The organism is Brachybacterium vulturis (genome assembly GCF_043641765.1).
Taxonomy (GTDB): domain Bacteria; phylum Actinomycetota; class Actinomycetes; order Actinomycetales; family Dermabacteraceae; genus Brachybacterium; species Brachybacterium vulturis_A.
Genome location: NZ_JBHZRO010000036.1, coordinates 1 through 9,496, shown reverse-complemented (window position 1 = coordinate 9,496; position 9,496 = coordinate 1). Strand labels below are relative to the sequence as shown.

Here is a 9,496-nt window from a genome sequence, read left to right as displayed (position 1 = left end):
GTGCAGGTCAGACCCCGTTTGACACCAAATCCCACATTGCGCGCCGGAAACTGCATACGTATAGGGGATCTGGTTTCATATCTCCTCTTACTACTACTACCTACTTCTCTATAAAGGTTATAGTGGGAGATGTGGGATATGGGGGTAAACGCCGAGTGACCTGCACGTTTGATGGGTGGAGCGCGTTGGCGTTGGGGTGGAGAAAATCGCCGAAAGTGTAGATGACCGGCACGAACGCTCCGTTGGCGCATGTTGGCGCTACCCCTTCAGCGTCGACACACCGGTGCCGCTGGAGCCTCCTTCGCATATGGGTTGGATGAGAGCACCTTTCGACCCTGGAGGCCCACGATGCACACCCGACGAGCGCGGTACCTGCTGCAGCCCGGCGAGCCCCTCACCCTGCCCGAGCGGACCGTCCCGCAAGTGCTGCGGCTCGGCCTCGCCCGCACCGTCCTCGGTCTCGACGACGCACGGATCCTCACCTCCCCCGCCGTGGCGATCCCCCTGCCGCGCTACATCGACGGGCTCCCGCTGCGCGGCGCCCCCGGCGTCCGACCCGACGCGCTGCGGTTCCCGTTCATGTGGCTCCCGGCACCGCTGCGAGAACGATTCGAGATCGACACCGGCGAAACAATCTCGCTCGAGAGCGACAACGCCTGGGCACTCAGGGTCGTGTTCGAGATGTGGGGCAGCCGCCTCTACGACATCGAGACCGCCGGCTGGCTCGACGTGCTCGCCCTCTACGACCTCGACGCCGACGACCCCGCCACCCAGCAGCGCATCCAGGCGTGGTGGGACGGCGTCGACGACGAGACCCTCGACGCCATCGACCTCTCCGGCGCCCTGGTCCCCGAGACCGACGAGGACTCCGACTGGGCCTCGATCGCATCCCTGGCACTCGTGGACTCGTTCGACAAGGCCTCGATGGCACTGTCGGCCGTGGACACCGTCGCGCTGTGCGAGCTCGTCACCGAGGGCGACCTGACCCCGCTCGGCACCAGCGACCCCGCCCGTGCGGTCAGCTCCCTAGTGCGGATATCCCGCACCCGCTTCACCTCGAACGGCGACGTCTCCGCGCTGCTCGGCTATCTCCAGGCCCAGTGCGACTCCCCCGGCGCCGACGGACCGCGACTGGTCGACGAGATCATCCCGCAGCTGTCCGAGATCGCGCAGGGCCTCTGGACCGCCTACGAGCCGGTGCTCGTCGAAGTCCTCGAAAGCTTCACCGAGGACAACCTCGCCGGTGCCGGGACGGCGGACCGATGACCACGAGCAGCGCGCAGGTGCAGCGGACCCGCCACCGGGTACCCGGGTTCGACCCGCACAACGACGCCCACGTCGCCGCGGTCGAGGCGAAGCTCAGCGACGAGGCCGGCACCGGATTCCGCGTCGTCGGCTTCGATCCCGAGACGCAGACGGTCACGTTCGAACGCACCCGGGCCGTCACCGAGGTCGCCGCCGAGAAGGGCTCCACCCGCTTGATCGCGAGCCTCCGCACCGGCGCGAAGCCCTCAGATGGGGAGCGGGAGGCGATCCGGTTGGAGAACCAGAACCCCGGGTACACGATGACTCGATTCGAGCCGCACCTGAGCCATGCCGTGCTCGAGAAGCTCCCCGAGGACGCGATCCGCTGCCGCGGAGCCGTCGCCGTCGTCCTCTCGGTCAAGCCATGGCAGGTCCAGGTCGCCCGCCGCCGCGGTGGAGGCTTCGTCCTTGACCTCCCGACCAGCTACGTCCCTTCCCGGCACGACGGGAAGCTCACCGAGATCGCGGAGAACGTGATCGGCCGGCCCGGCTGGTACGTCGACATCGACCCCAAAGCGCTCACGGCGCAGATCATCCCCGCCCAGCCACCGACATTCCCCGCAATGATCCCCTACCCCTTCGACCGCGACATCCCCACGTTCACCTCCCCCGCCGACACCGCATGGACCCAGGCACCGCTCGGCTGCGCTCTGGGACGTCCAGGTGACGCCACCGGGCCCGAGTTCCGCCTCGACCTCGCCAGCGCCTCCCACACCCTCCTGCAGGGCCTGCCGATGTCCGGCAAGAGCGTCAACATCAACGCGTTCGCATACTGGATGCTCCAGGCCGGTGCCGAACTCGCCATCGTCGACACCCCCGACAAAGCCGTCGACTTCGAATGGATCCGCCCCTACGTCCGCGACGGCGGATGGGGGTGCGAGAGCTACGAGGCGATGGTCGCCACATGCGGGATGGTCTACGCCGAGGGCAAGCGCCGCGCCGCCGTCCTCAAGCGCCGCGGGATCAACAACTGGTTCTCCATCACGGATGATCCCTCGTTCCGCCCGATCGTTCTGATCGCCGACGAGTACACCGGCCTCATGACCCCCGAACGCGTCCCCAAAGCACTGCCCAAGGATCACCCGATGCGGGTGGAGGCCGAGGCGACCAACGGTTACAAGGACATGGTCGCCACGTTCATCCAGAAGATCGCGCTCGAGATGCGGTTCGTGGGCGTGCACGTGTTCGTCTCCACCCAACTGGGCAACACCAAGACCGGCGTGTCCACGGCACTGAAGGCCGCCTGCGGCAACAGGTTCCTCATGGGCCCGAACGCCTCGGACAATCAGCGTGCCAACGCGTTCTCCGCCCCGGACTCCGTTGCAGAGGTTCCTGAGAACGTGAAGACCACGGCCGGGGTGTCCAAGGGCGTCGGCGTCACCGAGACCGAAGGCCAGCCTTCCCGCGTGTTCAAGGGCTACTTCGCCCCGACCGCGACGTTCGCCGAGCACCTCGCCGAATCCAGCACCGTTCGCCGCACCGATCGTCCAGAGCCAACCCGGGCGGAGATCGCCGAGCACACCGGCATGGACGACCTCGATCACGGCGCCGGCCAACTCGGGGATGACGATCCCTGGAACGGCCGCCGGGCACCGGAAGCCGACGCGGACCGGATCTACTCCGCCGACGGCACGGAACAGCGGGGCGCGGCTGCGGCGGCGCGGGCCGCGAAGAACGTCGGGACGTGATGCTGGTCGGAGCCGAAGTAGAGGTGTTCCGGGGCGCCTTGTTCTGCAGTGCAATGACTTGCGACGACGTTCTTTCACATAAGGACCTTCGCCGCTTGCCACGGGGAGGACGGTCCACTCGCCAGGACAGCACGTTTGTCACATCGACCTGGCAGTCTCAGGCTTCCCAACGGATTCCGCCGCCGCTCCCGGTTGGACCGGGCAGGACGCAGGTCCGGGTCCGGACACCACAAACTGGCTGCATCCAGCTACCCGACACTGGCGGCGTACAACCCACACCGCGGCCGGATGCCGTCAGACCTCCGGAAGACGGCGATCAGCGTCCAAAGGGCACGGCCGGGCGACACGCTGGAGCCGCTAGGCTGCTTCCGCTTCGCACTTTCGTGCTCGGATCATCGCCCAAGACCGTATTAAACGGCTATGATCCGGTTCACGAAGCTAGCGCCTGAGACCGGAGGCCGCGCGTGGAAATAGTAAAGTGCGAGCAAACCAAGCCCCGCATCAGCATCGGAACCATTGGCCACACTGCCCATAGCAGAACCATTTTGATGGCCGCAATTTCCAAAGTGCTTGCAGATAAGTACCCCAACCTTAACGAGCAACCAACCTTCGCGGCGACAGACTCCACCTCGAGAGACCGCCAGCGCGGCTTCACCTTTAACGTGTCCGAAATTGAGTACCAGACAGAAAAGCGTCACTACGCACAAACCGATATCCGGGATAACGCTGACTACGTCAAGAGCATGTTAGCCGGCGCCGCCAATATGAACGGCGCGATACTCCTAGTCGCCGCGACCGACGGCCCGATGGCCCAGACCCGCGAGGAAGTGCTACTAGCCCGCCAACTCGGTGTCCCCTATCTGATAGTCGCGCTCGACAAGTCCGACATGGTCGAAGACGAAGAACTTCTGGAACTAATGGAAATGGAAATCCGCGAGCTTCTATCTTCCCAGGACTTTGACGGAGAATATGTTCCCATTGTCCGAGTGTCGGGCACGAGGGCTCTCGCGGGGGAACCGCGATGGGTCAAGTCCATCGAGGAATTGATGGATGCCGTTGACCAGAACATACCGGACTCAGTTTACGACCTTGACGCGCCATTCCTCATGGCCATTGAAGACAGCTTTACAGTCACTGGCCGCGGCACCTTTGTTACCGGCCGCGTCGAGCGCGGAACCTTGGCCATTAATTCGGATGTCGAGATCGTCGGTCTGCGCCCCACACAGAGAACCACGGTCACCGGGATCGAGATGTTCCGTCGGCAGTTTAGTGTGGCGCGGGCTGGTGCGAATTATGGCTTACTGCTGCACGGCATAAATCGCGAGGACGTAGAACGCGGCCAGGTCATTGTCGAGCCGGGGTCAATTACCCCGCACACTCTATTTCGGGCCCATGTTTACATCCTTTCCCCGGATGAAGGGGGCCGCCAAAGTCCGCTGCGCTCGGACCATCGTCCGCAGTTCTACTTCCGCACCACGGGCGTCACCGGCGGTATCACCCTCCCCGATGGCATCGACTGGGTTCTGCCTGGTGATAGTACCGAGATAATTGTGGAACTAACCCTCCCTGTCGCCTTGGCAGAGGGTGACGTTGTTGTCATCCGCGAAGGTGGCCGCACCGTGGGCTCAGGCCACATTATCCAGGTCTTGCAAGCGTCCACGGAAGGTAATAGGAAAGAAAATTCCGCTCCTCAAATAGGCGAAGAAGATGCTTCGAATCCTATCGTTTTACGACGCCAAGAAATTTTTGACGCAGTCAGAGTTGCCGTCCTTGCGAAAGGCGTGAGGGAGGGAGTTGTCCCGCCTGTCGGAGCCTTGACAATAGAGTCGGGCGGGCGCTCCATCTCCCCTGAGTTTCAGTTCATCAATCCTAACTCCTCCGAGATCCACGACATTGTACGTTTCGTAAGCCCACTACTCGGTGGTGACGTCAGTTCGCTGGGGGCATTATCCTGGTGGATAACTAAAAATTCCTGGCTCGGAGATGCGCCCGTAGAGCTCCTCGGCACAGGCCGCGATGAAGAGATATTGCATGCAGCCATCCAGATCGAGAACGATAGCTGGTGACGAAGTGACTAACAATTTGCCACCGAAAGACTATGCGGGCATTCCAATCCTTCAAACATTGCCGGCAGGCACGATTCTTTTCCGAGTGCACAAGAAGACCTTTCCGGCAGATGGTTTTAATCCCCGTCCAAGTCATCGATACTATGGTGGCGGTCGTTTCGATGCGACTGCGGATGACGTCTATCCGTACATGTATGCGGGGCAGACAGTTGACGTGGCCGTTGTTGAGACCCTCATGAGGGATATTCTCTATGACAACTCTGGCCATTACGTTCTCCCGAAGAAGACGTACGAGGGTCGCTGCATTAGTGCAGTTGAGACAACAACAGACCTAAAACTAGTAAGTATGCGAACGAGACCACAGTTGAGCTCTTTTGCGCAGTCGCCATGGATTACGAATTGCAGCCCAAGGGACTACGCTCAGACAAGGCACTGGGCACATTGGGTCCGGTCCAAGTCTCCCAAGGCTGCCGGGTTTGTATGGAACAGTCGCCAAGAGCCGAGCCTTCAAGCCTATGTTCTTTTCGGCGATCGTTTCTTGGGAAAAATGATGGAAAAGGTTGGCAATCCTCACATTCCAACAGGGGACGCCGCAGACTTCGATTCGAGCGAAGGACTAGATACTCTGAGCGCAATACTTTCCCCGTATAACGTAAGTGTTTGAAAGATCTGCGGTCGCGACAATTTTACTCGCGACCAGACTGCCAGGTTTAAGCTTCAGTCCCAGTAAACCGAGCGCACTTAAGCGGGCACACGCAGAGCATCAAAGTCGCCGGCTTCGATACGATATTACCAATACGGATGTCCAGGATAACGAGTTGAAACACACTGCAACGGAGCGTCGGCAGATGCTCGAGGCCCCCTGATACGCCCTGCTGTGAGGGCCGCTCATCCACGAACCGGCCTCCGAGATCGCGCTCGGAGGCCGGTTCTCTGTGCAACTCCAGGAGGCGCGAGCGGAGCAAGATGGCACCGTAGAGCTCTCCCGAAAATCCTCCGCCCACTGGTGAGGGGTGACTATCCCGCATCCGAGGAACTGAGGAAGCACTCATGAGCACCCACACCGCCCCCTCCCCTACTGACCCCGAAGCCGGCCTGTGCTCTCTCCTCATCGGTGAGCGCTCCTTACGCGCGGATCGCAACGACGGACTAGTCGCCGCCGTCATCGGCCCCGAATACCTCGAGGAGTCCGACCCTGAGGTGCTGTTCCTGATGCGCCTCGAGCAGGCCATCGTCATTGCGACCGCGGTGCAGGAGTCGATGGTGGCCGCCGCCGTGCAACGCCGCGACCTGGACGAGACCACGGACGAGGAGGTCTGGACTGCGTTGCTGGCGGAGCGGAAGACCGTCGACCCCGGTGTGCGGTGGGAGCACCAGGTTCCGCTCGTACTGGTGACGAGCTTGTACGCCCCGTACGCGGAGAAGGATCAGCCGATCGGGAACATAGCCTGGGTCGATCCCACCGACGACGTCACGATGCTGGAGTCCCTGCAAGGCCTGGGGGTCATTGAGCTGCTCGAGCACGGCGACCTGGCGGTTGCCTGATGCCGCCAGCCATGGTGACCGCCACGGTGCCCCACCGCGCACGGACGGTCGAGAACCCGGACCGTGTCGTGGCGCTCGTGCCGCAGATCGTCGCGTACCTGTGCGGGCAATGCGAGATCACCACCGAGGCCCGACTGCATCCGCGAGCACCGATCCCGATGCTGTGGCCGTGCCGGATCTGCCGCGAGGGCGCCGAGTGCACGGTGGAGGCTGACGAGGGCGTCGAGATGATCGGCGTGCCCACCACCCCGAAGCACTACCAGCGCAAGGACCACTGGACCCATCTGTCCGAGCGCCGCACCGAGGCAGAGCTCGAACGACTGCTAGCGGCCCGGCTGGATCTGCTGCGCGCCGGGAAGCTGCACGCCGGCCCCTCCCACCGATAGGCCCCGTCCTCCAAGGGCCACGTTTCGCCCACTGGTAGGTGAACATGCCCCATCTGGAGGAGGATCTATGGCCTCGCTGATCGAGTCCGTCCGCAAGCTGCACGGCCCGACGCTCGTCGGGCACGACAATGGCTACGACGTCGACGTCGTCTGTCCCGAATGCACCCGCCTGCGCACCGAAGCACTCGAGAAGGCCAGTACGGACGGTGTGGACGCGGCCCACGCGTCCGAGCTCGCGCACGTGCCATACCCGTGCCCCACCCGGGTCGTCGCCGGCACGACCGCTGCAGACGGCAAGGACGAGTCAGCGCGCATGCGGCTCGAGCACCTGGTGGTGCAGCGGGAGGAGCTCGAGGAGCGTATGGAGCGGCTCGATGCCGTGATCGGCCTGATCCGTCGCGAACTCGTCGAGATCGCCGAAGAGTCCCTAGACATCGACCGAGCCGGCAACGAGAAGCGCGGCAAGACCTCGAGCACGCAGTCAAAGGGCCCCGCGCCGGTCACCGGCTCCGACGAGGAGACCCGCGAGGATGCCAGCTCCGATACTCCAGACTCCGCCTCGGAACCGACTGACGACTACGACTTCTGAGGTGGCCAAGCACGCCGCCGATAGCCCCGACCGCGCTACCCCCAAGCCTCCTCGCCTCGAAACCCCACCAACCGATGGCGTTGCTATGGAGCTAAGACGCCGCCCCCAAGCTCATTGATCATAAAGTTCACTGCGGCCGAATGCAGTCTTGATTGACACGCCATCAACCAGCTTGCACCCGAGATGAAATTTTCCTATTGCCCGCCCTTCAGGAACGGAAAGCCGTGAGCCAAGAGCGCTTCACCTTGCGCCCTACCAATGCTTAAGTAGAAATCCAAAGGCTTGCCCGATAAGCCTTCAAGGGAAATGCCCATTCGGAATGTCCGGTCATCAATACGTCGGGCATCCCCCACGAGGGACGCGAGCTCGGGAAGCTGATCCAGCAAAAGCGCAAACTCATGAAAGGCGGCTCGCATTTGATTCAAGCCAATTTCGACGACCCCAAAGTCTACGGGGTTTGCTTTAGCCCACGGATCCGCAATAACATCAGACGTCCTATGGCCAGCCCACATGTTCCGCCAGGCGCGGATAGTTCGGATTTCCGTGCTTTTGTTCGCGATTACCGAATCTCGAACCTCGTTAACCAGCTTTCGAGCCGCTTCTCGATCCCCGAGAGAAATCGATGTCGACGCCTTGAGGTGCTGAGTAATTAACGTAAGCGCATTAGCAAGCGAGTTTGCGCCATCGCCTGCTTCATCGTAAGTGGCCGCCGCATCCAAGACAGCCTTTTGCGTTAGGCTTTCAGCCACATGCTCTAGGCTAGCCGACAAGGGTCCATTCGTGGCATTCTCGGCCCCTTTAAGAAGTGATGGCACCGCCACCATGGCGAATCCCAGCGAAACGCCAGCGAGGAGGTAGCACGAAAATGCCTCCTCCAGTCTCTTACCTACCGGGATCAAGCCTAGTGCCTGCGCCAACTCGTCGCCGCCTATTGGGGGTACGCCGTCGGCTGGATGGTCTGAGGTCATAGTTCTATAGTACAGGCGTACGGTGTGACTTTTCAGGCAATTCGGCAAGAGGACTCACGGTTCAGGAGCCCAGTTGGATTACATGTCCTCCACCTCTTGTAATCAGTTGCCTCGACCTACGCAACACTGAGACTCCGCCGCTCGCATTCCGATCGTCCGAGTCACTGCGCAGCAGGAAGGGTTCACTTAACCTCAATGGCGGCAACATCAGGACTCGATCCGCCGACTGACAGACCGGCGTTCCGCAGAATTCGGGGGTTCTGGAGGCATGCCGGGAGAGTCGTAGCCTTGTGACCTGCGCGGGGGTGTTCGAGGTCTAGGGTCACGAGCCGATTTGCCTAGATACACACTTTGCGTGTCGCTACCCTACTGCGCAGGGGTGGATGCGCTAGTCTCTAGGTGTGTACATTCGGACGGTGAAGCGGCGTACTCGCACCAGCGAGGTCAGCTATGTGCAGCTGGCCCACAACGAGTGGGACCCGGTCAAGGCCCGCTCGGTGCCCAAGGTCCTGCACTCCTTCGGTCGGGCCGGGCAGGTCGACGAGGACGGACTGCGCCGCTTGGTCGGTTCGGTGAAGCGCTACCTGGGTGATCCTGACGGGGACCGGGCGGACGCCTCGTCCCTGGATCCGGTGGATTCTCGTCCCGCGGGCGGGGCGCTGCTGCTGGATGGGCTCTGGCGGCAGCTGGGCCTGGATGCGGTGATCACGAAGGCCGCGCAGGCTGGTCGGGGGCGCAAGCGTGATCTGGCGGCGCTGGAGCGGACCCTGTTCGCGCTGGTGGCGTCGCGGGCGCTGGCCCCGTCCTCGAAGCTGGCAGCTGCGGAGTGGATGAATCACGACGTGGCGATCCCGGGCCTGACCGAGGCTGCTGGGGAGGTGGACGAGGATGCCTGCTACCGGGCGATGGACTGGCTCCATGCCGCGGGCGAGGGGTTCGAGAAGGCGGT

8 protein-coding genes and 1 pseudogene are annotated in these 9,496 nt (G+C 62.5%); 8 read left to right on the top strand and 1 reads right to left on the bottom strand.

Going from position 1 to position 9,496, the window contains the following annotated elements; all coding sequences use genetic code 11:
* The first annotated feature begins 348 nt into the window (after positions 1-348).
* The 7 genes and pseudogenes from ACHUEU_RS16305 (at position 349) to ACHUEU_RS16275 (ending at position 7,579) form a co-directional block, all read left to right on the top strand.
* On the top strand, positions 349-1,266 hold the full coding sequence (locus tag ACHUEU_RS16305) for a hypothetical protein (protein WP_394217143.1): 918 nt from the start codon (positions 349-351) through the stop codon (positions 1,264-1,266).
* Positions 1,263-2,993, top strand: a complete 1,731-nt coding sequence (locus ACHUEU_RS16300; RefSeq protein ID WP_394217142.1) for a hypothetical protein — start codon at positions 1,263-1,265, stop codon at positions 2,991-2,993. The genes ACHUEU_RS16305 and ACHUEU_RS16300 overlap by 4 nt, the downstream gene beginning before the upstream one ends.
* A 464-nt stretch (positions 2,994-3,457) precedes the next feature.
* Positions 3,458-4,645 (top strand): annotated as a pseudogene (locus tag ACHUEU_RS16295) (elongation factor Tu); the annotation flags it as partial.
* A 364-nt stretch (positions 4,646-5,009) separates the two neighbouring features.
* Entirely contained in the window at positions 5,010-5,723 is a 714-nt protein-coding gene (locus ACHUEU_RS16290) for an RES family NAD+ phosphorylase (RefSeq protein WP_394217141.1), read from the top strand.
* Positions 5,724-6,109: 386 nt separating this feature from the next.
* Positions 6,110-6,604: a hypothetical protein gene (locus tag ACHUEU_RS16285; RefSeq protein WP_394217140.1), complete on the top strand. Its 495-nt coding sequence runs from the start codon at positions 6,110-6,112 to the stop codon at positions 6,602-6,604.
* Positions 6,604-6,990, top strand: a complete 387-nt coding sequence (locus tag ACHUEU_RS16280; RefSeq protein ID WP_394217139.1) for an RNA polymerase-binding protein RbpA — start codon at positions 6,604-6,606, stop codon at positions 6,988-6,990. The genes ACHUEU_RS16285 and ACHUEU_RS16280 overlap by 1 nt, the downstream gene beginning before the upstream one ends.
* A 67-nt stretch (positions 6,991-7,057) precedes the next feature.
* The gene (locus ACHUEU_RS16275) at positions 7,058-7,579 is read left to right on the top strand and encodes a hypothetical protein (protein ID WP_394217138.1); all 522 of its coding nucleotides are present in this window, start codon (positions 7,058-7,060) and stop codon (positions 7,577-7,579) included.
* Between the two features lie 194 nt (positions 7,580-7,773).
* On the opposite strand, the gene ACHUEU_RS16270 is transcribed toward ACHUEU_RS16275, so the two are convergent.
* Positions 7,774-8,547, bottom strand: coding sequence for a hypothetical protein (locus ACHUEU_RS16270; protein WP_394217137.1), 774 nt, complete (start codon positions 8,545-8,547; stop codon positions 7,774-7,776).
* 416 nt (positions 8,548-8,963) lie between these two features.
* Here ACHUEU_RS16270 and ACHUEU_RS16265 point away from each other — a divergent pair.
* A partial coding sequence (locus ACHUEU_RS16265; RefSeq protein WP_394217136.1) for a hypothetical protein occupies positions 8,964-9,496 on the top strand: 533 nt, incomplete at its 3' end.

What these genes read in the sequence shown, in the direction of transcription:
- ACHUEU_RS16305 (WP_394217143.1), top strand. Translation starts at nt 349, where the DNA reads ATGCACACCCGACGAGCGCGGTACCTGCTGCAGCCCGGCGAGCCCCTC.
- ACHUEU_RS16275 (WP_394217138.1), top strand. Translation starts at nt 7,058, where the DNA reads ATGGCCTCGCTGATCGAGTCCGTCCGCAAGCTGCACGGCCCGACGCTC.
- ACHUEU_RS16285 (WP_394217140.1), top strand. Translation starts at nt 6,110, where the DNA reads ATGAGCACCCACACCGCCCCCTCCCCTACTGACCCCGAAGCCGGCCTG.
- ACHUEU_RS16300 (WP_394217142.1), top strand. Translation starts at nt 1,263, where the DNA reads ATGACCACGAGCAGCGCGCAGGTGCAGCGGACCCGCCACCGGGTACCC.
- ACHUEU_RS16280 (WP_394217139.1), top strand. Translation starts at nt 6,604, where the DNA reads ATGCCGCCAGCCATGGTGACCGCCACGGTGCCCCACCGCGCACGGACG.
- ACHUEU_RS16270 (WP_394217137.1), bottom strand. Translation starts at nt 8,547, where the DNA reads ATGACCTCAGACCATCCAGCCGACGGCGTACCCCCAATAGGCGGCGAC.
- ACHUEU_RS16290 (WP_394217141.1), top strand. Translation starts at nt 5,010, where the DNA reads ATGAAGAGATATTGCATGCAGCCATCCAGATCGAGAACGATAGCTGGT.